Genomic DNA, 21,894 nt, shown 5'->3' with positions numbered 1-21,894 from the left:
CGGAACCGAGGAGGTTTTTGTGAGCAGGTTTACCGACAAGATGTTCCGCAATGCCCGCACCGCAACGACGGGCATGGTCACCGGTGAACCCCACGAACCCGTCCGGCACACTTGGGGCGAGGTCCACGAGCGCGCCCGCCGCATCGCGGGCGGCCTGGCCGCCGCGGGCATCGGCCTCGGCGACGCCGTCGGCGTCCTCGCCGGCTTCCCGGTGGAAATCGCCCCCACGGCGCAGGGCCTGTGGATGCGCGGCGCCAGCCTGACCATGCTGCACCAGCCCACACCGCGCACCGACCTGGTCGTATGGGCCGAGGACACCATGACCGTCATCGGCATGATCGAGGCCAAGGCCGTCATCGTGTCCGAGCCCTTCCTGGTGGCCATCCCCGTGCTGGAGGAGAAGGGCCTCAAGGTCCTCACCGTCGGCGACCTGCTCGCATCGGAGCCGATCGACCCCGTCGAGGTGGGCGAGGACGACCTGGCACTCATGCAATTAACGAGCGGTTCCACTGGATCTCCCAAAGCCGTCCAGATCACCCACCGCAACATCTACTCGAACGCCGAGGCCATGTTCATCGGCGCCCAGTACGACGTCGAGAAGGACGTCATGGTCAGCTGGCTGCCCTGCTTCCACGACATGGGCATGGTCGGCTTCCTGACCATCCCGATGTACTTCGGCGCGGAGCTGGTCAAGGTCACGCCGATGGACTTCCTGCGCGACACGCTGCTGTGGGCCAAGCTCATCGACAAGTACAAGGGCACCATGACCGCGGCGCCCAACTTCGCCTACGCGCTGCTGGCCAAGCGGCTGCGGCGCAACGCCAAGCCCGGCGACTTCGACCTGTCGACCCTGCGCTTCGCGCTGTCCGGCGCCGAGCCCGTCGAGCCCGCCGACGTCGAGGACCTGCTCGACGCGGGCAAGCCGTTCGGGTTGCGGCCCTCGGCGATCCTGCCGGCCTACGGCATGGCCGAGACGACGCTGGCGGTGTCGTTCTCCGAATGCAACGCCGGGCTCGTCGTCGACGAGGTCGACGCCGACCTGCTGGCCGCGCTGCGCCGCGCCGTCCCGGCCACCAAGGGCAACACCCGCAGGCTGGCCACGCTGGGTCCGCTGCTGAAGGACCTCGAGGCCCGCATCATCGACGAGAGCGGCAACGTGATGCCCGCGCGCGGCGTGGGGGTCATCGAGCTGCGCGGCGAGTCGTTGACGCCCGGCTACCTGACCATGGGCGGCTTCATCCCGGCGCAGGACGAGCACGGCTGGTACGACACGGGCGACCTTGGCTACCTGACCGAGGAGGGCCACGTCGTGGTGTGCGGCCGCGTCAAGGACGTCATCATCATGGCGGGCCGCAACATCTACCCGACCGACATCGAGCGGGCCGCCTGCCGCGTCGAGGGGGTCCGGCCCGGCTGCGCCGTCGCGGTGCGCCTCGACGCCGGCCACTCCCGCGAGACGTTCGCCGTCGCGGTCGAGTCCAACGCCTGGCAGGACCCGGCCGAGGTGCGCCGCATCGAGCACCAGGTCGCGCACGAAGTGGTGGCCGAGGTCGACGTGCGTCCGCGCAACGTGGTCGTGCTGGGCCCCGGCACCATCCCGAAGACGCCGTCGGGCAAGCTACGCCGGTCCAATTCGGTCACGCTGGTCAGCTAGTCGGGCGCATCCGCGTCACGTCAGCGGCGAAAGCCCCGACCTGACCAGTTCCAGGCAGGTGGCCGAGATGACCGCCAAGTCCTCGACGCAGCCGTTGCGCCCCCACGTCTCCACACCGATCACCATGGCCGCGGCCAGCGTGGCGCCCGCGACGTTGGCGACCAGCTCGATGTTCTCCACGTCGGGATAGCGCTGCTTGACGAAGTCGGTGATGACCGCCGCGAACGACGACTGCACCACCCGCAGGTGGCTCGCGATCTGCTCGCCGGTGATCAGCTCGGCGCGGGCGAGCGCGGCCTGCCGGACCACCTCAATGTCGTGCGGATAGCTGGCCATGCTGGCCAGCACCGCGTCGAACACCGACTCGGATTGCGGGCGTTGCGTAAGCGCCTCGGCCAGCCACTCCACGTGCGTGTCATAGTCCTGGAACAGCACGGCTTCCTTGGTGGGGAAGTGCCGGAAGAACGTGCGCTCGGTGACCCCGGCTTCCTGCGCCAGCTGCTGCACCGTCACGTTGCCGAAGCCCTCGCTCGCGAACCTCTTCAACGCCACCTGCCGCAGGGCCTCATGGGTCTTGCTGTGGCGCAGCTTGTGCAGATTGGTCGGCTCGCCCATACCTCGCATCCCATCACATCCCGACCCTGTCAGCCGACGGCTTCCAATTGAGTCAGTACTGACATATATTGGGTCCGCCCACCATGGGTGTCTCGCCGGGTCGCCTCGAAGACCATTCGGAGAAGGAGCATCAGCGATGACGGATTATGACGCGATCGTTGTCGGCGCCGGCCATAACGGGCTGACGGCGGCGGCGGTCCTGCAGCGCGCCGGCCTGCGCACCCTGTGCCTGGAGGCCAACACCTACAGCGGCGGAATGGCGGCCACGGTCGAGTTGATCGATGGATTCCGTTACGAGATAGCGGGTTCGGTGCAGTTTCCCACCGCGCCCGCAATCACCAAGGAGCTCGGGCTGGACACGCTGCCCACCGTCGACGCCGAAGTCCAGTCGGTCAACCTCGGCGACAACGGCGAAGAGCCCATGATCTTCTACCGCGATCCGATGCAGCTGATGACCCACCTCGCCGAAAAGCTCGGGACCGAGGCCGTCACGGGGATGGCCGAGATGATCGGCTGGAGCCAGGGCCCGGCGAAGGCGCTCGGCCGCTTCGAGGTGCGTACGCCGCCCAAGACGCTCGACGAGATGTACGCCTGTGCCGCAAACGAATCCGAGCGCAGGGCTATCCACGAAGTGCTGTTCGGGTCCGCGATGGATGCCATCGACCGCTTCCTGCCCGACAGGGACAAGCACGCGGTGTTGCGGGGAATGCTCGCCTTCCTCGCCATCAACTCCACCTACCGCGGTCCTTATACCCCGGGCAGCGCAACATGTTTGGCGTTCGCGCTCGCCGTTCCGAACGAGGGTGCGGCGATGATGACGAAGCTCGAGGGCGGGATCGGCTCGCTCGGCCAGCACCTGCACGATCTGTTCGTCTCGCACGGAGGCGAGGTCAGGTACCGCGCCAAGGTGGAAAAGATCCTCGTCGAGAACGATCGGGTGACCGGGGTGCGCCTGAAGGACGGTTCCGAGATCAGCGCGCCGGTCGTCGTGTCCAACCTGTCGCCCGACCTGACCTTGATCGACATGGTCGGCGCCGAGCACCTGCCCGCCGACCTCGTCGCCCGGCTCAGCGGTCGCGACCACCGGGCGCCCTTCGTCCAGATCCACTTCGCGCTCGACGGCCTGCCGGAATTCGCTCCGCCATACGACTTCCTCAACGAACCCGGCATGCAGTCGTCCATCGGCATCTTCGGCTCGCCCGAAGAGCAACAACGCCAGTGGGAGGAGTGCAAGCGGGGCATCATTCCCGACAATCCGTCGATGGGCATGCAGATCCCGTCGGTGCACGATCCCAGCATGGCGCCCCCGGGGAAGCATGCGGCGAGCGCGTTCGCCTATGCGTTCCCCGTCGAAACGCCCCGCGAAATGCACGGCCACCTCAAGAACGTGATGGCGGAGAAGGTCATCGACAAGATCACCCGCTTCGCACCCAACTTCCGCGACATCCAGATCCGGCACATCACGTTCGCCCCATACCACATGCAGACAATGTTCGCGGCTCCCGCCGGTGACTTCTGCCACGGCATGCTGCATCCGGACCTGATGGGGCCCAACCGGCCCGGCCCCAAGGGCTTCATCGACATGCCGATTCCGATCGAGGGGCTGTACCTGGGCGGCGCGGGATGCCATGGCGGCCCGGGCATTACGTTCACCCCTGGCTACAACGCCGGGCACCAGGCGGTCGAGGACGTCTCGCGATGACCTACGTGATCGCCGAGCCCTGCGTCGACCTCAAGGACAAGGCCTGCATCGAGGAATGCCCCGTCGACTGCACCTACGAGGGGGCCCGGATGCGGAGCGGTTCGGCCGCGGCTTCGCCGAACCTTCACCGGCAGAACCGGTCCGACGACTCAGCGCGCCCGCCTACCAGGCGTGCACGCGGTTCTGCGCGGGCTCGAGCCCAAGCTCGATGAGCGCCTCGGTGGCGTCGGCGGCCTGCTCGCAAATGGTGGGCAGCTCGGCGCGTTCCGCCGCGGTGAAGTTCTCCAGCACGAACGCCGCCGGATCCTTGCGTCCGGGCGGACGCCCGATCCCGATGCGCACCCGCTGAAAGTCCTTGGTGCCCAGCGCCGCAACGACCGAGCGCAACCCGTTGTGACCACCTTCGCCCCCGCCGATTTTGAGCCGGATGCGACCGAACTCCAGGTCGAGGTCGTCGTGGATGACGATCATGTCGGCCGGAGCCACCGAATAGAACTTCGCCAGCGGCCCGACCTGGCGGCCCGACTCGTTCATGAAGCAGCGCGGCTTAGCCACCAGCACCGAGTGCCCGGCCAACCGGCCGCTGACAACTTCGGCGCCGGAACGCTTGTGCGCCTTGAACTTCGAACCCAGCCGCGCGGCGAGCAGGTCGGCGACCATGAACCCGAGGTTGTGCCGGGTGCGCGCGTAGTTGTCTCCGGGGTTGCCCAGGCCGACCACCAATAGCGGTTCGGCCACGTCGCGGGCCGCCTACTCGGACTCGTCGGCGGCCTCGGCCTCGCCGCCCTCTTCGGCCGCGGGAGCCGCTGCCTCGCCTTCGGCCGGCTCGCCGGCGCCCTCTTCCGCGAGGTCGGCGGCCGTCGGGGCGTTCACCACGTTGACCACCAGCATGTCGGGGTCGGACACCAGGCTGACGCCGCTGGGCAGCGCGATGTGCCCGGCGGTGAACTGGGTGCCCGCAGGCGCGTCCTCGACGGACACGGTCAGCTGCTCGGGAATCGACATGGCCTCGGCCTCGATCTCGATCGTGTTGGTCTCCTGGGTGACCAGGGTGTCGGGGCCGGCATCGCCCTCGACGACGACGTTGACCTCAACGCGCACCTTCTCACCGCGGCGCACGACCACCAGGTCGGCGTGCTGAATGGTGCGGCGGATTGGGTGGATGTCGAGCGCCTTGGTCAGCGCCAACTGCTCCTTGCCCGCAATGTCGAGCGTCAGCACCGCGTTGGTGCCCGAGTGCCGCAGCACCGCCGCGTAGTCGTGGCCGGGCAGTTCCAGGTGCTGGGGCTCGGCGCCGTGACCGTAGAGGACGGCGGGAATCTTGCCCTCGCGGCGGGCCCGGCGGGACGCGCCCTTGCCGGTCTCGGTGCGCACCGCGACCTTGAGTTGGTTGACTACGGACTTGGCCATGGTGTCGCTCCTCTGTGCTCTGGTTCGGTAGCACGGCGAAGGTCGCGACATAGAAGTCGGTCTCCGTCGATAACGGTGCTGGCCTGCCAGCCACCCTCGCCGTGACGCCCGGTCAGGTTAGCGCATCTTGGCGTTGGAGCGGAAATTGGCGAGTGTGTACGCAGGGCTTTGCCTGTTGCGCCAGGGTTGAAAATCGGCCGAAATCGCGCCCTCAACACACACTGAAAGCCCTCGGCTCACACTCAACGCCCTACAGCGGGAATTTGGTGCCCGTGAGCTGCTCGGACAGCTCCCACAGCCGGGCGGCGGCGGCCGCGTCCTGCGCGCGCCGACTGCGGGCGACCGGCTGCGTTCGGCCGATCCAGCCGAATCGGGGGCCGATGAACGTGTCGCCCGGCAGCTCCTGCGATGCCGCGTACAGGGTTTGCCGGGCGCCGAAATCGGCGTCGGTGGCCACCACCCGGGTGGCGGCCGACATCAGCGCGTCGCCCACCTTGCGGCCGGACGCGCCCTGCAGGTTGGTGTGCGAGTAGCCGGGATGGACCGCCAGCGCCCGCAGCGGCGACCCGGCCGAGTCGAGCCGTCGCTGCAGCTCGCTGGTGAACAGCAGGTTGGCGAGCTTCGACTGGCTGTAGGCCAGCCAGGGCGAGTAGCGGCGGTTCTTCCAGTTCAGGTCGTCGAAGTCGATGCGCCCCGGCCAGTGCGCCATCGACGACACCGTGACGACGCGGTCGGTCAGCTTGGGCAGCAGCAGGTTGGTCAGCGCGAAATGACCGAGGTGGTTGGTGCCGATCTGGCTCTCGAACCCGTCGGCGGTCAGCGCGTAGGGGGCGGCCATGATGCCGGCGTTGTTGATCAGCACGTCGGCCCCTTCCGCCCCGTCGGCGAAGCGCCGCACCGACGACAGGTCCTGCAGGTCGAGGGGGCGCACCTCGACCTGGCCGGTTTGGGAGCCGGCGATCTGCTTCGCGGCGGCCTCGCCCTTGCCCGTGTTGCGGACGGCCATGACGATCTTGGCGCCCTTGCCGGCCAGCTCGCGGGCCGTCACCGCGCCCAGCCCGCTATTGGCGCCGGTGATGATCACGGTGCGCCCGGCGAACGACGGCAGGTCTGCGGCGGTCCAGTTCGTCATGGCTGACGAGCTTAGTGAAAGGCCGCCGCGGATTACTTGGCGGCGACGACGAACCCGTGGATGATCCCCTCGATGTCGGTCGCTTCGGCGGCCGCCTGGTTGGCCAGGGTGGTGATGGTCAACTGGACCAGGTACCGCTGGTTCGCGGGCGGCGACCCGGTGGCGATGACGATCCGATTCCAGCTGTGCAGCCGCTGGCCGTCAACGTCGTAGCTGCCCTGGATCATCGATGAGGGAAAGCCGTTGTAGTTGTCCGTGGAGGCGTCCAGCTGCTTGAAATTCTCGAACAGCTGGGCGTCGTCGTTGCCGTGCTTGATGACCTGCGCCGGGTCGAAGTCCCCGTGCAACTTGAAGACCACCAGCCGCGCGGTCGGATACTTGCCGCCGTGCGAGATCATCAGGGTCTCCTTGGCGATGTTCGGGTTGTTCGCCTGCGACCAGCCCGTCGGCGTCGGTATCGACACGTTCAGATCGGGCAGTGATCCCGGCGCCACCTGTTGGCCGCTGACGCCGATGTCCTGCAGGTACTGCGACAGCGGAACGGGCTTCTCCGTCGTCGTGGCGGCGGCGCTGGTCGTCGAACTGTGCGTCAGAATCGACTGGTAGTCAGGGGCTTTCGGTGGCGAACACGCCGCCACGGGCATGCTCAGCGCGACCGCCACGACACCGGCGGTGATCGCCGCAGGCCTAATTGCCCGCCTCCTTCTCACGCCGTTCCGGCGCGCATCGTCGCCGGGCAACCTCACAGAATCTCGCGCACGGCGTCGATCGGCCGCGCCAGCCGGGTGCCCTTCGGCGTGACCACGAACGGCCGTTCGATCAGGATCGGGTGTTCGGCCATGGCGTCGAGCAACTCGTCGTCGGACGCGTCGGCGAGACCGAGTTCGGCATAGAGCGGTTCGCGCTTGCGCACCGCGGTGCGCACGTCGATGCCGGCATCGCGGATCATGCGCGCCAGTTCGGTGCGCGACGGCGGGGTTTTCAGGTACTGGACGATGGTGGGGTCAATCCCGTTGTCGCGCAACAGATCCAGCGTCTTGCGGGAGGTGCTGCACTTCGGGTTGTGGTAGATGACGGTGTCGGCCATCTAGGCGTCACCGTCGAAAAGGCCTGTGACGGAGCCGTTTTCGAAGACGGCGCGGATGGTGCTGGCCAGCAGCGGCGCGATGGACAAGACCGTGAGCTGCGGGAAACGCTTCTCCTCGCCGATCGGGAGCGTGTTGGTGACGATGACCTCCCGCGCGCCGCACGCCGCCAGCCGCTCGGCGGCCGGGTCGGAGAGCACGCCGTGGGTCGCCGCGATCACCACGTCGCAGGCGCCGTCTTCGCGCAGCAGGTTCACCGCGCCGGCGATGGTTCCGCCGGTGTCGATCATGTCGTCGATCAGGACGCAGGTGCGGCCCTCGACTTCACCGACGACGCGGTTGGAGACCACCTGGTTGGGCACCCGCGGGTCGCGGGTCTTGTGGATGAAGGACAACGGAACCCCGCCCAGCGCGTCGGCCCATTTCTCGGCGATGCGCACCCGGCCGGAGTCGGGGGAGACCACCACCATGTTGCCGTCCGGGTAGTTGTCCTTGATGTAACCGGTCAGCAGGTTCTGTGCGCGCATGTGGTCGACGGGCCCGTCGAAGAAACCCTGGATCTGGTCGGTGTGCAGGTCGACGGTCACGATCCGGTCGGCACCGGCGGTCTTGAGCAGGTCGGCGACCAGCCGCGCTGAGATGGGTTCGCGTCCGCGGTGCTTCTTGTCCTGCCGCGCGTAGGGATAGAAGGGCATGACCGCGGTGATCCGTTTGGCGCTGCCCCGCTTGAGCGCGTCGATCATGATCAGCTGTTCCATCAGCCAGTTGTTGACCGGCGCGGGGTTGGATTGCAGGACGAAGGCGTCGCAGCCGCGCACCGACTCGTGGAAACGAACGAAGATCTCGCCGTTGGCGAATTCCCGCGCCGTCTGGGCGGTGACGTGGACGTCGAGTTCCTTGGCGACCTGTTCGGCCAGCTCGGGATGCGCGCGGCCCGAGAAAAGCATCAAATTTTTGCGATTATCGGTCCAGTCGTGGCTCAACGCACTGCCCTGCCTCGGGATCGAAATGGAAGCCCCATCGTACGTAGCGAATCGTACGGAAATGTGGCCGGGTTGCCAGGGACCAAACTCACGGTGTCTATTCGGGCCCTGAATTCTCGGTGTTTTCTTCGGCGGCCTTCGCGGCCGCCTTATCCGCCGCCTCGGCCGCCGCGCTGCCCGGCCGCTTGCGCTGCACCCAGCCCTCGATGTTGCGTTGCGGTCCCGCGGACACGGCCAGCGCCCCGGGCGGGACGTCGTCGCGCACCACCGTTCCGGCACCGGTGTAGGCCCCGTCACCGACGGTCACCGGCGCCACGAACATGGTGTCCGACCCGGTGCGCACGTGCGATCCGATGGTGGTGCGCCGCTTGGTTTCGCCGTCGTAGTTGACGAACACGCTGGACGCGCCGATGTTGCTGTGCTCGCCGATGTCGGCGTCGCCGACGTAGGTCAGGTGCGGGACCTTGGTGCCCGTGCCGATGACGGAGTTCTTGGCCTCGACGAACGCGCCGAGCTTGCCGTCGGCCCCCAGCACGGTCCCCGGTCGCAGGTAGGTGAACGGGCCGACAGTGGCGCCGTCCCCGATCGAGGAGGACGTGCCGTGGGTGCGCACCACCGACGCGCCGTCGCCGATGCTGACGTCGGTCAGGGTGGTGTCGGGGCCGACGACGCACTGGCCGCCCACCCTGGTGCGGCCCAGCAGCTGGGTGCCGGGGTGGATGACGGTGTCGCGACCGATCGTCACGTCGACGTCGATCCAGGTGGTGCCCGGATCGACGACGGTCACGCCGGACATCTGGTGGGCGGCGACGATCCGGCGGTTGAGCTCGGCGCCGAGCTCGGCCAGCTGGACGCGGTTGTTGACTCCGGCCACCAGCGCGCTGTCGGCGACGTGCTGGGCGCGCACGGCCCGGCCGTCGCCGCGCAGGATCGCGACGGCGTCGGTCAGATACAGCTCCCCCTGGGCGTTGTTCGAGCTCAGCCGGCTCAGCGCCGACCGCAGCGCCGCGACGTCAAAGGCGTAGACGCCGGCATTGACCTCGCGGATCTGGCGCTGCGAGGGTGTCGCGTCGGTGTGCTCGACGATCGCCATCACCTCGTTGTCCTGCGTGCGCAGGATGCGGCCGTAGCCGACCGGGTCGTCGAGCGTCGTGGTGAGCACGGTGACCGCGGCCGCCTCGGCGGTGTGGGCGGCGATCAGGCCGGCCACGGTGTCGGAGTCGAGCAGCGGGGTGTCCCCCGAGGTGACGACGACGATGCCGGCGTAGTCGTCGGGCAGGGCGGACAGCCCGCACAGGACGGCGTGGCCGGTGCCCAGCGGCCGTTCCTGCAACGCCACGTCGATCGAGCGGCCCAGCGTCTCGGCAAGCTCGCCGACCAGCGGCGCGACGCGCTCGTGGTCGTGGCCCAGGACCACGACCAGGTGTTGGGGCGCGACCTTGGCGATTGCGTGCAGGGAATGCGACAGCATGCTGCGGCCGGCGATCGTGTGCAGCACCTTCGGGGTGTCGGACCGCATCCGGGTGCCCGGTCCGGCCGCGAGGACCAGGACCGCGGTGTCACCACGAAACGACATGAAATCTCCTATTGGACCCTTCGCGCGGGCGTGCGTGTTGGTACGCCGACACGCCGTCAAGCGTTGCATTCCCTGCACGCTCGCCGCAAAGAGCCACGCTGCTCCGTCGCCAGGACTCGAACCTGAACTCTCAGAACCAAAATCTGATGTGCTGCCGATTACACCACGACGGACTGCAAGCCCCATAGGCCCGCGCCACCAAGAGACTTTAGACGGTGCGCGGCCCGGCGGTGCGGTTGTGCCGACCCGATACGCTGACTGACGTGGCCGTTCTCGATAAAGAGCCCGACAAGGAAGCGCGGCCGGCGCGCGCCCGCATGACGGGCAGTGATCGCCGCCAGCAGCTCATTGGCATCGCCCGCTCCCTGTTCGCCGAGCGCGGTTACGAGGGCACCTCGATCGAGGAGATCGCGCTGCGCGCCAACGTGTCCAAGCCCGTCGTCTACGAGCACTTCGGCGGCAAGGAGGGGCTGTACGCCGTCGTCGTCGACCGCGAGATGTCGGCGCTGCTGGACATGATCACGTCGTCGCTGACCAACAACCGGTCCCGGGTGCGGGTGGAGCGGGTCGCCCTGGCGTTGCTCACCTACGTCGAGGAGCGCACCGACGGCTTCCGGATCATGATCCGCGACTCGCCGGCTGCGATCAGCTCGGGCACCTACTCCAGCCTGCTCAACGACGCGGTCAGCCAGGTCAGCTCGATCCTGGCCGGCGACTTCGCGCGCCGGGGGCTGGACGCGGACCTGGCGCCGCTGTACGCCCAGGCGCTGGTGGGCTCGGTGTCGATGACGGCGCAATGGTGGCTCGACACCCGCGAGCCGAAAAAAGAGGTGGTCGCCGCGCACCTGGTCAACCTGATGTGGAACGGTCTGACCCACCTGGAAGCGGACCCCAAGCTGCAGGACGAGTAATAGTTCTCAGTCGACCAGCGACTGCGTGCCCAAGACGATCGCGAGGGCGAGGCGCTCGGCGTCTTCCGTCCCGGGTTCGGCGGTGTAGATCATGATGCGCAGGTCGTCGGCGGCGACGATAAGCACGTCGCAGTCAAGCGTGATGTGGCCGACGTCCGGATGATCGATGGTCTTGCGCCGGCTGCGATCGCGGTGCGGCGCCGCGGCGGCGGATTCCCAAAGCTGGACGAAGCGTGGGCTCTGTGCCGCGAGGTCGCGAGTCAATTGCTTGAGACGCTGATCCGCCGGATACCGGGCGGCCGTCAGGCGCAGGTCGGCGACCAATCCAGCCTCGAATTCGGCTTGCTCCTCGGCGTTGTGGACGGCGCGACTGCCAGGGCCGACGACGTTGCGCCAGACGGCGTTACGTTCGATTCCCCGCCAGCTCGTCGTCGGCCCCATCAGTGCGTCGTATGGCGCGTTGGCGACCAGGAGGTTCCAGGTGGCGTCGTAGACGGCGACGGGTGTGTGCGCCAGGCGGTCGAGCAGGCGTTGCACGCTCGGGGTGATGCGCGACGAGATGAGGTCGAGTCCAGGGGTCACATGCCCGGCCAGTCGAAACAGCAGATCCCGCTCGGCGTCGGAGACCCGTAGCGCACGGGTCAGCGCCTCCACCACCTGAGCCGAGGGCGACGTGGCCCGCCCCTGTTCCAGCCTGGTCAGATAGTCGACCGAAATCCCGGCCAGCCCGGCCAGCTCTTCCCGGCGCAGCCCCACCGCGCGGCGGCGTCCACCGACCGGCACGCCGACCGCTGTGGGAGGCACGCGGTCGCGCCAGCGGCGCACCATCCGGCCGAACTCCCACTTGTCCATCTCCTTACTGTGCGCGATTCGCGGGTTCCTGTCCTGGTACTGGCAGTCCTACGAAAACCGGACGACTGCCTGGTTGCCGGTGATGGACCGAAGCTGGGGGCATGAATTCGATTGCTTCAGGAGCTGTGTTGATCACCGGGCCGACGAGCGGGCTGGGAAAGGCCGCGACGCTGGCGATTGCCAACCGCCCCGCATCGCAGCGTCCGGACCTGCTGCTCGTCGGTAGAGCGGGCCAAGCTCTGACCGAGGTCGCGGAGCTTGCCCGGGCGGCGGGCGCAACCGTCCACCACATCGGCTGCGACCTCGCCCGGCTGGTCGATGTCCGTGACGCCGCCCGCCAGGTCAAAGACCTGCTTGCCGACCGCGCGATGCGCCCGCTGCGCGGACTCGTGGCCAACGCCGGCGTCATGGTCGCCGACACCCACAACGCGTCCGCTGACGGATATGAACTGACCTTCGCGGTGAACTACCTCGCGCACGCTCAGCTCATCGGCGATCTGCTGGACACGTTCGTCGCTCCCGGCCGGATCGTGCTGGTGGGTTCGAATACCTACCACCAGAACGTCTTTCGCCGGATTCTCAAAGTCCCGCCGGCGGTGTGGCGCGATCCGGTCGAGCTCGCGCGGCCCGCTTCCCCGGACGCGCCGGCAACATTCAAGCAGTCCGGCATCGCCTACTCGAACTCCAAACTGGCGATCCTGTACTACGCGCACGAATTGCAGCGGCGCGCTCCGACGGGGATCAACGTGTCGGTCTTCGAGCCGGGCTTCATGCCGGGTACGGCTCTGAGCAGGGACCACGGCCCCGGCCTGCAACGCGTCGGACGCCTCGTAGAGCGCATCCCGCGCGTCTCCTCGCCGACCGACTCCGGTCCGGCGCTGGCGTCGATCGTCCTCGACGATCGCTGGGCGCAGCTCTCCGGCGGCGCCTTCGTCGTCAAGGACAGGGAGCGCAAGGTAAAGCCGTTCGCGAATGATCCAGCTCGTGAGGCTCGGCTGTGGGAGGCCACAGGGGAACTCCTCGCCGGCGCGGCGCGCACCGTCAGAGAGGGCTAGCCCGCAGCGATCGCAAGCGCGGCGTAGCCGGGCGCAGCGGGTCGCCGCTTAGCCCGCGGCGGGTCGCCGCTTAGCCACAGTCGCGCGCGAGTAGGTCGGCGACCGTCTCGCGGCGGACCAGGGTGCGGACCCGGCCGTCATTGACCGCCACCAGCGGCGGGCGGCCGACCAGGTTGTAGTTCGACGCCATGCTGTGGTGGTAGGCGCCGGTGCAGGCCACGGCCAGCAGGTCGCCGGGGTGCAGGTCGGCCGGCAGCTCGATGTCCCGGGCGATCTCGTCGCCCGCCTCGCAGTGCCGCCCGGCGACCGTGACGCGCAGCCTGGCGCCCAGCGGGTGCCGGTTGGCCAGCGTGACGGTGTACTGCGCGCCGTACAGCGACACCCGGGGGTTGTCGCTCATCCCGCCGTCGACGGCGACGAAGGTGCGCCCGCCCGGTTGCGTCTTCACCGAGCACACCCGGTAGAGCGTCACCCCGGCCCGGCCGCTGATGGCGCGACCGGGCTCCACCACGATCCTCGGCCGCGGGAAGTGCTCGGCCGCGCAGGCCTCGTCCAGCGCATCCTCGATGACCCGGGAAAGCTCGTCGAGGTCGAGCTCCCGGTCGCCCGGGATGTAGGGGATCGCGTGGCCGCCGCCGATGTTCAGCTCGGTGAGCACGACCCCGTGCTGCGCGCGGATGTCGGCCATCGCCGCGATCATCCGGCGAATCGCCTCGCCGTAGAGGGCGGGGTCGGTGACCTGCGAGCCGATGTGGCAGTGCAGCCCGACCAGGTCGAGGATGGGGTGCGCCAGCACCCGCTTCGCGGCGTCGGAGGCGTGGTCGCCGGCGAGGGTGAAGCCGAACTTCTGGTCGCTGATGCCAGTCGTGACGGCGCGGTGTCCGTGGATATCGATGTCGGGGGTCACCCGGATGAGCACCGGCTGCCGCCGCCGCGCCAGGCCGGCGAGGTAGGCGATCTCGATGCACGAATCGACCACGATGCGCCCGACGCCGACGCGCACCGCCTCGCGCAGTTCGGCCGGCGATTTCGCGTTGCCGTGCATGACGATCCGTGCCGGGTCCACGCCGCCGACCAGGGCGGTGGCCAGCTCGCCGGCCGAGCAGACGTCGACACCGAGGCCCTCCTCGCGCGCCCACCGCGCCACCGCGGTGGTCAGCAGCGATTTCCCCGCGTACACCACCCGGACGTCGCGCAGCGCCTTGCGGTAGCGGCGGGCGCGCAGGCGGAAGTCGGCCTCGTCGATCACGTAGGTCGGGGTGCCGAACTCGTCGGCGATGTCGGCCAGGGGCACGCCGCCGACGCACAGCCGGCCCTCCTCGTCGGAGTGTGTGTCGACGGGCCAGATCGCCGAATCGAACCGGCGGGGGGCCGCCTTTCCAAGGGACGGCAGGATGTCCAGCAATGTCATGACTTCAACGTGCGCCCGGCCGGTGGCCGGTGCCGCTGTTCTTACGGTCCCTTGACGCCGCCGGGGCCAATATTGACGTCTTCAGGCGCCCCTAGAATGGATTCATCATGACCGGACCGGGGCCTGCTCGCCCAGAAACCCCGATCGCGGGGCTCGTCGACCTGGCGCTGACGGCGCCGACGTTCCAGCAGTTGATCGACAGCGCGGCCGCCCGCCCGGCCGAGTTGAGCCTGGTCGGACCCGCCAGCGCCCGCCTGTTCGTCGCCACCGCGCTGGCGCGGCTGGGGCCGCTGCTCGTCGTCACCGCGACCGGGCGCGAGGCCGACGACCTGACCGCGGAACTGCGCGGCGTCCTCGGCGACGCGGTGGCGGTCTTCCCGTCGTGGGAAACGCTGCCGCACGAACGGCTCTCGCCCGGCGTCGACACCGTTGGCGCCCGAATGATGGTGCTGCGCCGGCTGTCTCACCCCGACGACCCGCGGCTGGGGCCGCCTCTGCAGGTGGTGGTGACGGCGGTGCGCTCGGTGCTGCAGCCGATGGCGCCGCAGCTGGGCGCGGTGGAGCCGGTCACGCTCAGCGTCGGTCTGGAGGTCGCCTTCGAGGACGTCATCGCCCGGCTGGTCGAGCTGGCCTACACCCGGGTGGACATGGTCGGGCGGCGCGGCGAGTTCGCCGTGCGCGGAGGGATTCTCGACGTCTTCCCGCCGACCGCCGAACACCCGGTGCGCGTCGAGTTCTGGGGCGACGAGGTCAGCGAGATGCGGATGTTCGCCGTCGCCGACCAGCGCTCCATCCCCGAGATCGACGTCGACACGGTCATCGCGGTGGCCTGTCGCGAGCTGCTGCTCACCGACGGCGTGCGGGAACGGGCCGCCGCGCTCGCCGCCCGCCACTCCGGCGCCGAGCCCGCCATCACCGGCAGCGTCACCGACATGCTGGCCAAGCTGGGCGAGGGCATCACGGTCGACGGGATGGAGGCGTTGTTGCCGGTGCTGCGTCCCGGCGAACACGTGCTGCTGACCGACCAACTGGCCGAGGGCACGCCGGTGCTGGTGTGTGACCCGGAGAAGGTGCGCACCCGGGCCGCCGACCTGATCAAGACGGGCAGCGAATTCCTCGAGGCGTCGTGGTCGGTGGCGGCGCTGGGGACGGACGCGCCCGTCGACCTGGAGCAGTTCGGCGGGTCGGGTTTCACCGAACTGGACGACGTGCGGGCCACGGCGGCGCGGTCGGGACACCCCTGGTGGACGCTGAGCCAGCTGTCCAACGAGTCGGCCGTGGAACTCGACGTCCGGGCGGCGCCGTCGGCCCGCGGGCACCAGCACGACATCGACGGCATCTTCGCGATGCTGCGCGCCCACGTCAGCACCGGCGGGCATGCCGCGGTGGTCGCGCCCGGCACCGGGACCGCCCACCGGGTGGTGGAGCGGCTTGCCGAGTCCGACACTCCCGCCGCCATGCTGGAGCCGGGCGCCGTCCCCAAAGCCGGGGTGGTCGGCGTGCTCAAGGGCCCGCTGCACGACGGTCTGATAATCCCGAGCGATCCCCCCAACCTGGTCGTCATCACCGAGACGGATCTGACCGGCAACCGGGCCACGGCCGCCGAGGGCAAGCGGCTGGCGGCCAAGCGGCGCAACACCGTCGACCCGCTGGCGCTGACGGCGGGGGACCTGGTGGTGCACGACCAGCACGGCATCGGGCGGTTCGTGGAGATGGTCGAGCGGACCGTCGGCGGGGCGCGGCGCGAGTACCTGGTGCTGGAGTACGCCTCGGCCAAGCGCGGGGGCGGGTCCGACAAGCTGTACGTCCCGATGGACTCGCTGGACCAGCTGTCGCGCTACGTCGGGGGGCAGGCGCCGGCGCTGAGCCGGCTCGGCGGCAGCGACTGGGCCAACACCAAGACCAAGGCGCGCCGCGCGGTGCGCGAGATCGCCGGCGAGCTGGTGGCGCTCTACGCCAAACGGCAGGCCAGCGCCGGACACGCGTTCGGGCCGGACACCCCGTGGCAGGCCGAGATGGAGGACGCGTTCGGGTTCACCGAGACCGTCGACCAGCTCACCGCGATCACCGAGGTCAAGGCCGACATGGAGAAGCCGGTGCCGATGGACCGGGTGATCTGCGGGGACGTCGGGTACGGCAAGACCGAGATCGCGGTGCGGGCGGCGTTCAAGGCGGTTCAGGACGGCAAGCAGGTGGCCGTGCTGGTTCCCACCACGCTGCTCGCCGACCAGCACCTGCAGACGTTCACCGACCGGATGGCCGACTTCCCGGTGACGGTCAAGGGGCTGTCCCGGTTTACCGACGCCGCCGAGTCCCGCGCGGTGATCGAGGGCCTGGCCGACGGGACGGTCGACATCGTGATCGGCACCCACCGGCTGCTGCAGACCGGCGTGCGCTGGAAGGACCTGGGCCTGGTCGTCGTCGACGAGGAGCAGCGGTTCGGCGTCGAGCACAAGGAGCACATCAAGTCGTTGCGCACCCACGTCGACGTGCTGACCATGAGCGCCACCCCGATCCCGCGCACGCTGGAGATGAGCCTGGCCGGGATCCGTGAGATGTCGACGATCCTGACCCCGCCCGAGGAGCGCTACCCGGTGCTGACCTACGTCGGCCCGCAGGACGACAAGCAGGTCGCGGCCGCCCTGCGTCGCGAGCTGCTGCGCGATGGCCAGGCGTTCTACGTGCACAACCGGGTGAGCTCCATCGACCGGGCCGCGGCCCGGGTGCGCGAGCTCGTGCCCGAGGCGCGCGTCGTCGTCGCACACGGGCAGATGCCCGAGGAGCGGCTGGAACGCACCGTGCAGGGCTTCTGGAACCGCGAATACGACATCCTGGTGTGCACCACGATCGTGGAGACCGGGCTGGACATCTCCAACGCCAACACGCTGATCGTCGAGCGCGCCGACACCTTCGGGCTGTCCCAGCTGCACCAGCTGCGCGGACGGGTCGGGCGCAGCCGCGAGCGCGGGTACGCCTACTTCCTCTATCCGCCGCACACGCCGCTGACCGAGACGGCCTACGACCGGTTGGCGACCATCGCGCAGAACAACGAGCTGGGCGCCGGCATGGCGGTCGCGCTGAAGGACCTCGAAATCCGCGGCGCCGGCAACGTCCTGGGCGTCGAGCAGTCCGGGCACGTCGCCGGGGTCGGCTTCGACCTGTATGTGCGGCTCGTCGGCGAGGCGGTGGAGGCGTACCGGGCCGCCGCCGACGGCGAAACGGTCACCACGCCCGAGGAGCCCAAGGACGTCCGGATCGACCTGCCGGTGGACGCGCACCTGCCGCCGGACTACATCGCCAGCGACCGGCTGCGGCTGGAGGGCTACCGGCGGCTTGCGGCCGCTTCCTCCGACAGCGAGGTCGCCGCCGTCGTCGAGGAGCTCATCGACCGCTACGGCGCGCTGCCCGAGCCGGCCGAGCGACTGGTCGCCGTGGCCCGGTTGCGGCTGCTGTGCCGCGCCGCCGGCATCACCGAGGTGTCGGCCCCGTCGGCGTCGACCGTCCGGCTGTCGCCGGTGACGCTGCTGGACTCGGCGCAGGTGCGGCTCAAGCGGATGTATCCGGCGGCGCACTACCGCGCCACGACGTCCACCGTCCAGGTGCCCATCCCGCGGGAGGGTGGTGTCGGCGCGCCCCGCCTCCGCGACGTCGAGTTGCTGCAGATGGTGGCCAACCTGGTGACGGCGCTGCAGGGAAAGCCACAGGTGGAGGTTGGTATAACGGGGTCACAGCCAGCACCGGTGTCCGGGGAGGAGCGACAGGCGAGATGACGTCCATTGTCGTCTTGTTCGACCCGCGCCGTCCGTCGCTGGTGCCGATCGAGGCCATCGAGCACCTCGCCGGCGAGGTGCAGTACACCGAGGAGATGCCGGTCGCGGTGCCCTGGTCGCTGCCAGCGGCGCGGCCCGTGCACTCCGGGGACCCCGACGCTCCCGCGCCGGTGCTGCTGTCATCCGATCCCGACCACCCCGCCGTCGTTGCCCGGTTGGCCGCCGGGGCCCGCCTGATCTCTGCGCCGGACACGCCGCGCGGCGAGCGACTGGTCGACGCCGTCGCGATGATGGACAAGCTGCGCACCGCGGGGCCCTGGGAGAGTGAGCAAACTCACGACTCGCTGCGCAGGTTCCTGCTCGAGGAGACCTATGAGCTACTCGACGCGGTGGGGAGCGGCAACGCCGACCTGCTGCGCGAGGAACTCGGCGACGTGTTGCTGCAGGTGCTCTTTCACGCCCGCATCGCCGAGGACTCGCCGCAGCTGCCGTTCACCATCGACGACGTCGCCGTCACGCTGATGCGCAAGCTCGGCAATCGTGTGCCGGGAGTGCTTGCGGGACAGTCGATTTCGCTTGAAGAGCAGCTGGCGCAGTGGGAGGAGCGCAAGGCCGCCGAGAAGTCACGGAATTCGGTGATGGACGACGTTCACACCGGTCAACCGGCATTGGCGTTGGCGCAGAAGGTGATTCAACGCGCCGAGAAGGCGGGGCTGCCCGCCGACCTTATCCCGGCCGAGATCACCTCGGTCTCCGTGTCGGCCGATGTCGACGCGGAAAGCGCGCTTCGCACGGCCGTTTTGGAGTTCGTCGACACCGTCCGCGGCGTGGAGAGGTCGATCGTCGCCAGCCGCCGCGGCGACAGCGTGCCGGTCGAGCTGGATGTGGCGCCGCTGGGCGAAGTGACCGAGGAGGAGTGGCGTGCGCACTGGCCGTCCGCTTCGCTGGCCGTCGACGGCGAGCCGTTGGGCGAGGGGGTCGCCGAGCCGGAGGTGGACGACGGTGCCCGGCCGAAGGCGTCGGAGGGTGGCTCCAAGAAGCGTCGGGGCCGGAAGTAGGTCGGTCCCGTGTGTCGCAGTCACCCGGCCGTAGTTGCTGGTAGCAAACGCCAAATTGGCTGACGATCCACGCCGCATCGGGGGGCGCGGGGCCGTAATCGACGGGGTACGGCCGAATCGCGTGGGACGATGGTCGTGGTCGAGTTCGTGTAGGGAAAGTCCAGGGGAGTTTCAGAGGGGCATGGTGTCGCCGAGGCGTTGGTTGCGGGCGGTCGCCGTGATCGGTGCGACCGCCATGATCCTCGCCTCCAGCTGCACCTGGCAGTTGAGCTTGTTCATCCCGGAGGGGGTGCCGCCGCCGGCGGGGGATCCGGTGCCGCCGGTGGACACTCACCTGAGCGGGCGGCCCGCGGATCAGTTGCGCCAGTGGGCCGAGCAACGGTCGGCGGCGTTGGAGATTCCCGTCGTCGCGCTGGAGGCCTACGCGTACGCCGCGCGTGTTGCCGAGGTCGAGAACCCCAAGTGCCACATCGCGTGGACCACGCTGGCCGGCATCGGGCAGGTCGAAAGCCACCACGGCACCTACCGGGGCGCGACGCTGTCGCCGAACGGTGACGTGAGCCCGCCCATCCGGGGCGTTCGCCTGGACGGCACCGGGGGCACGCTGCGCATCGTCGACAGCGAGGACGGCGCGGAGGGCAACGCCGGGGTGGTGCGCGCCATGGGGCCGATGCAGTTCATCCCGGAGACGTGGCGGCTCTATGGGGTGGACGCGCACAACGACGGCGTCGTCAGCCCCGACAACATCGACGACGCGGCGCTCGCGGCGGCGGGTTACCTGTGTTGGCGTGGAAAAGATCTCGCCACACCGCGGGGGTGGATCACGGCGCTGCGGGCCTACAACAACTCCGGCGTCTACGCGCGGGCGGTGCGGGACTGGGCGACCGCTTATGCGGCGCATCACCCGCTGTAGCAGGATGTATCGCTGACGGCGCCAGCGACGACAAGGAGAACCCAGTGCCGATTATCGAGCAGGTCGGGGCCCGCGAGATCCTCGACTCCCGCGGCAACCCGACCGTCGAGGTCGAGATAGCTCTGATGGACGGGACGTTCGCCCGCGCGGCGGTGCCGTCCGGCGCGTCGACCGGCGAACACGAGGCCGTCGAGTTACGCGACGGCGGTGAGCGTTACGGCGGCAAGGGCGTGCAAAAGGCGGTGCAGGCCGTGCTTGACGAGATCGGTCCCGCCGTGATCGGCCTGGCCGCCGACGACCAGCGGCTGGTGGACCAGGCGCTGGTGGACCTCGACGGCACCCCCGACAAGTCGCGGCTGGGCGGCAACGCGATCCTGGGCGTCTCGCTGGCGGTCGCCAAGGCGGCCGCCGATTCCGCCGAGTTGCCGCTGTTCCGCTACATCGGCGGCCCGAACGCGCACATTTTGCCCGTGCCGATGATGAACATCCTCAACGGCGGCGCCCACGCCGACACCGGCGTCGACATCCAGGAGTTCATGGTCGCGCCGCTGGGCGCGCCCAGCTTCGCGGAGGCGCTGCGATGGGGCGCCGAGGTCTACCACTCGCTCAAGTCGGTGTTGAAGAAGGAGGGGCTGTCCACCGGGCTCGGCGACGAGGGCGGGTTCGCTCCCGACGTCGCGGGCACCACCGCGGCGCTGGACCTGATCGGCCGCGCCATCGAGTTGGCGGGTTTCAAGCTCGGGACGGACGTGGCGCTGGCCCTCGACGCGGCGGCCACCGAGTTCTACGCCGACGGCACCGGCTACACCTTCGAGGGCAGCGCGCGTACCGCCGAGCAGATGGCCGAGTTCTACGCCGGCCTGCTCGGCTCCTATCCGCTGGTGTCCATCGAAGACCCGCTCTCCGAAGACGATTGGGATGGTTGGGCGGCCCTGACCGCGTCGATCGGGGACCGGGTGCAGATCGTCGGCGACGACATCTTCGTCACCAACCCCGAGCGCCTCGAAGAGGGCATCGAGAAGGGTGTGGCAAACGCGTTGCTGGTCAAGGTGAATCAGATCGGCACGCTCACCGAGACGCTCGACGCCGTCGCGCTGGCCCACCACAGCGGCTACCGCACGATGATGAGCCACCGCAGCGGCGAAACGGAGGACACCACCATCGCCGACCTCGCGGTGGCCGTCGGCAGCGGCCAAATCAAGACCGGCGCGCCCGCCCGCAGCGAGCGCGTGGCCAAATACAATCAACTGTTGCGGATCGAAGAAGCCCTCGGTGACGCGGCACGCTACGCCGGTGATCTGGCCTTCCCACGGTTCGCCCTGGAGCAGAAGTAGGTTGAAATAGCTTGACGCCCAAGCCCGATCCGAAACGCCGCTCCCCGGCATCGCGCCCGGGGAAGGCCGGTGATTCGGTTCGGCGCCGTCGAGCCGCCAAGCCCTCCGCGCCGCCGCAGAGGACGGTGCAGGAGCGTGTCGTCGAGCCCATCAAGCGGCAGGTCGCCGAGTCCGTCGAACAGCGCTCCGATCAGCGGCTCGGGTTCACCGCGCGGCGGGCGGCGGTGCTGGCCGCGGTGATCTGCGTTCTGACCCTGACGATCGCCGGCCCGGTTCGCACGTACTTCGCGCAGCGCACCGAGATGAATCAGCTGGCCGCGAGCGAAGCCGCGCTGCGCCGCCAGATCGCCGATCTCGAGCAGAAGAAGGTCAAGCTCGGCGACCCGGCATACATTGCGGCGCAGGCTCGCGAGCGCCTCGGCTTCGTGATGCC

19 protein-coding genes, 1 tRNA gene and 1 pseudogene are annotated in these 21,894 nt (G+C 69.3%); 10 read left to right on the top strand and 11 right to left on the bottom strand.

Annotated elements, in window-relative coordinates; all coding sequences use genetic code 11:
* The first annotated feature begins 19 nt into the window (after nucleotides 1-19).
* The gene (locus A5706_RS12840) at nucleotides 20-1,654 is read left to right on the top strand and encodes a fatty acyl-AMP ligase (RefSeq protein WP_068131070.1); all 1,635 of its coding nucleotides are present in this window, start codon (nucleotides 20-22) and stop codon (nucleotides 1,652-1,654) included.
* Nucleotides 1,655-1,669: 15 nt separating this feature from the next.
* Here the strand turns inward: A5706_RS12840 and A5706_RS12835 are convergent, their stop codons facing one another.
* A complete protein-coding gene (locus A5706_RS12835; RefSeq protein ID WP_068131066.1) occupies nucleotides 1,670-2,269 on the bottom strand; it encodes a TetR/AcrR family transcriptional regulator in 600 nt (199 codons plus the stop codon).
* Between the two features lie 136 nt (nucleotides 2,270-2,405).
* On the opposite strand from A5706_RS12835, the gene A5706_RS12830 reads away from it, so the two are divergent.
* Together A5706_RS12830 and A5706_RS32225 are read left to right on the top strand one after the other, a co-directional pair.
* A complete protein-coding gene (locus A5706_RS12830) occupies nucleotides 2,406-3,971 on the top strand; it encodes an NAD(P)/FAD-dependent oxidoreductase (RefSeq protein ID WP_068131064.1) in 1,566 nt (521 codons plus the stop codon).
* Nucleotides 3,968-4,063 (top strand): annotated as a pseudogene (locus A5706_RS32225) (ferredoxin); the annotation flags it as partial. The gene A5706_RS12830 and the pseudogene A5706_RS32225, both read left to right, overlap by 4 nt.
* Before the next feature lie 70 nt (nucleotides 4,064-4,133).
* On the opposite strand, the gene pth reads toward A5706_RS32225, so the two are convergent.
* The 8 genes from pth to A5706_RS12790 all read right to left on the bottom strand — a co-directional run bounded on the left by pth (nucleotide 4,134) and on the right by A5706_RS12790 (nucleotide 10,330).
* Entirely contained in the window at nucleotides 4,134-4,709 is a 576-nt protein-coding gene (gene pth, locus A5706_RS12825; RefSeq protein WP_068131061.1) for an aminoacyl-tRNA hydrolase, read from the bottom strand.
* A 12-nt stretch (nucleotides 4,710-4,721) separates the two neighbouring features.
* Nucleotides 4,722-5,381, bottom strand: a complete 660-nt coding sequence (locus A5706_RS12820) for a 50S ribosomal protein L25/general stress protein Ctc (protein WP_068131059.1) — start codon at nucleotides 5,379-5,381, stop codon at nucleotides 4,722-4,724.
* A gap of 250 nt (nucleotides 5,382-5,631) precedes the next feature.
* Nucleotides 5,632-6,513, bottom strand: coding sequence for an oxidoreductase (locus tag A5706_RS12815; protein ID WP_068131057.1), 882 nt, complete (start codon nucleotides 6,511-6,513; stop codon nucleotides 5,632-5,634).
* Nucleotides 6,514-6,545: 32 nt separating this feature from the next.
* A complete protein-coding gene (locus A5706_RS12810; protein ID WP_068131093.1) occupies nucleotides 6,546-7,157 on the bottom strand; it encodes an LpqN/LpqT family lipoprotein in 612 nt (203 codons plus the stop codon).
* Between the two features lie 98 nt (nucleotides 7,158-7,255).
* Entirely contained in the window at nucleotides 7,256-7,600 is a 345-nt protein-coding gene (gene arsC, locus A5706_RS12805) for an arsenate reductase (glutaredoxin) (RefSeq protein WP_068131055.1), read from the bottom strand.
* Nucleotides 7,601-8,581, bottom strand: coding sequence for a ribose-phosphate diphosphokinase (locus A5706_RS12800; protein WP_068131052.1), 981 nt, complete (start codon nucleotides 8,579-8,581; stop codon nucleotides 7,601-7,603).
* 97 nt (nucleotides 8,582-8,678) lie between these two features.
* A complete protein-coding gene (glmU, locus tag A5706_RS12795; RefSeq protein ID WP_068131049.1) occupies nucleotides 8,679-10,157 on the bottom strand; it encodes a bifunctional UDP-N-acetylglucosamine diphosphorylase/glucosamine-1-phosphate N-acetyltransferase GlmU in 1,479 nt (492 codons plus the stop codon).
* A 101-nt stretch (nucleotides 10,158-10,258) separates the two neighbouring features.
* A tRNA-Gln gene (locus A5706_RS12790) sits at nucleotides 10,259-10,330 on the bottom strand.
* A 144-nt stretch (nucleotides 10,331-10,474) separates the two neighbouring features.
* Between A5706_RS12790 and A5706_RS12785 the strand changes: the two genes are divergently transcribed.
* On the top strand, nucleotides 10,475-11,068 hold the full coding sequence (locus A5706_RS12785; RefSeq protein ID WP_142282191.1) for a TetR/AcrR family transcriptional regulator: 594 nt from the start codon (nucleotides 10,475-10,477) through the stop codon (nucleotides 11,066-11,068).
* 6 nt (nucleotides 11,069-11,074) lie between these two features.
* Here the strand turns inward: A5706_RS12785 and A5706_RS12780 are convergent, their stop codons facing one another.
* Nucleotides 11,075-11,920: a helix-turn-helix transcriptional regulator gene (locus A5706_RS12780; RefSeq protein WP_068131047.1), complete on the bottom strand. Its 846-nt coding sequence runs from the start codon at nucleotides 11,918-11,920 to the stop codon at nucleotides 11,075-11,077.
* A gap of 125 nt (nucleotides 11,921-12,045) precedes the next feature.
* Here A5706_RS12780 and A5706_RS12775 point away from each other — a divergent pair, with 125 nt between their 5' ends.
* Nucleotides 12,046-12,975, top strand: coding sequence for an SDR family NAD(P)-dependent oxidoreductase (locus A5706_RS12775; RefSeq protein WP_231985247.1), 930 nt, complete (start codon nucleotides 12,046-12,048; stop codon nucleotides 12,973-12,975).
* Between the two features lie 70 nt (nucleotides 12,976-13,045).
* Here the strand turns inward: A5706_RS12775 and lysA are convergent, their stop codons facing one another.
* On the bottom strand, nucleotides 13,046-14,386 hold the full coding sequence (lysA, locus tag A5706_RS12770) for a diaminopimelate decarboxylase (RefSeq protein WP_068131041.1): 1,341 nt from the start codon (nucleotides 14,384-14,386) through the stop codon (nucleotides 13,046-13,048).
* A 107-nt stretch (nucleotides 14,387-14,493) separates the two neighbouring features.
* Between lysA and mfd the strand changes: the two genes are divergently transcribed.
* From mfd to A5706_RS12745, 5 genes are all read left to right on the top strand, one after another.
* The gene (mfd, locus tag A5706_RS12765) at nucleotides 14,494-18,156 is read left to right on the top strand and encodes a transcription-repair coupling factor (protein WP_068131038.1); all 3,663 of its coding nucleotides are present in this window, start codon (nucleotides 14,494-14,496) and stop codon (nucleotides 18,154-18,156) included.
* A complete protein-coding gene (locus tag A5706_RS12760) occupies nucleotides 18,153-19,214 on the top strand; it encodes a nucleoside triphosphate pyrophosphohydrolase (RefSeq protein WP_068131033.1) in 1,062 nt (353 codons plus the stop codon). Before mfd ends, A5706_RS12760 begins: the two co-directional genes overlap by 4 nt.
* 184 nt (nucleotides 19,215-19,398) lie before the next feature.
* Nucleotides 19,399-20,127 (top strand): lytic transglycosylase domain-containing protein, encoded by a 729-nt coding sequence (locus A5706_RS12755; protein WP_156767090.1) that lies wholly within the window; start codon nucleotides 19,399-19,401, stop codon nucleotides 20,125-20,127.
* Between the two features lie 44 nt (nucleotides 20,128-20,171).
* Entirely contained in the window at nucleotides 20,172-21,461 is a 1,290-nt protein-coding gene (gene eno, locus A5706_RS12750) for a phosphopyruvate hydratase (RefSeq protein WP_068100072.1), read from the top strand.
* An 11-nt stretch (nucleotides 21,462-21,472) separates the two neighbouring features.
* The coding region (locus A5706_RS12745; RefSeq protein WP_197517818.1) for a septum formation initiator family protein at nucleotides 21,473-21,894 on the top strand (422 nt) is incomplete at its 3' end.

Source organism: Mycobacterium sp. E796 (assembly GCF_001672815.1).
In the GTDB taxonomy this organism is placed as follows: domain Bacteria; phylum Actinomycetota; class Actinomycetes; order Mycobacteriales; family Mycobacteriaceae; genus Mycobacterium.
This window is presented reverse-complemented; position numbering and strand designations above follow the sequence as displayed.

Coding starts and splice junctions, on each gene's coding strand:
- A5706_RS12760 (WP_068131033.1), top strand. CDS start 18,153: ATGACGTCCATTGTCGTCTTGTTCGACCCGCGCCGTCCGTCGCTGGTG.
- glmU (WP_068131049.1), bottom strand. CDS start 10,157: ATGTCGTTTCGTGGTGACACCGCGGTCCTGGTCCTCGCGGCCGGACCG.
- A5706_RS12810 (WP_068131093.1), bottom strand. CDS start 7,157: ATGCCCGTGGCGGCGTGTTCGCCACCGAAAGCCCCTGACTACCAGTCG.
- A5706_RS12815 (WP_068131057.1), bottom strand. CDS start 6,513: ATGACGAACTGGACCGCCGCAGACCTGCCGTCGTTCGCCGGGCGCACC.
- lysA (WP_068131041.1), bottom strand. CDS start 14,386: ATGACATTGCTGGACATCCTGCCGTCCCTTGGAAAGGCGGCCCCCCGC.
- mfd (WP_068131038.1), top strand. CDS start 14,494: ATGACCGGACCGGGGCCTGCTCGCCCAGAAACCCCGATCGCGGGGCTC.
- A5706_RS12785 (WP_142282191.1), top strand. CDS start 10,475: ATGACGGGCAGTGATCGCCGCCAGCAGCTCATTGGCATCGCCCGCTCC.
- A5706_RS12820 (WP_068131059.1), bottom strand. CDS start 5,381: ATGGCCAAGTCCGTAGTCAACCAACTCAAGGTCGCGGTGCGCACCGAG.
- A5706_RS12780 (WP_068131047.1), bottom strand. CDS start 11,920: ATGGACAAGTGGGAGTTCGGCCGGATGGTGCGCCGCTGGCGCGACCGC.
- arsC (WP_068131055.1), bottom strand. CDS start 7,600: ATGGCCGACACCGTCATCTACCACAACCCGAAGTGCAGCACCTCCCGC.
- A5706_RS12830 (WP_068131064.1), top strand. CDS start 2,406: ATGACGGATTATGACGCGATCGTTGTCGGCGCCGGCCATAACGGGCTG.
- A5706_RS12835 (WP_068131066.1), bottom strand. CDS start 2,269: ATGGGCGAGCCGACCAATCTGCACAAGCTGCGCCACAGCAAGACCCAT.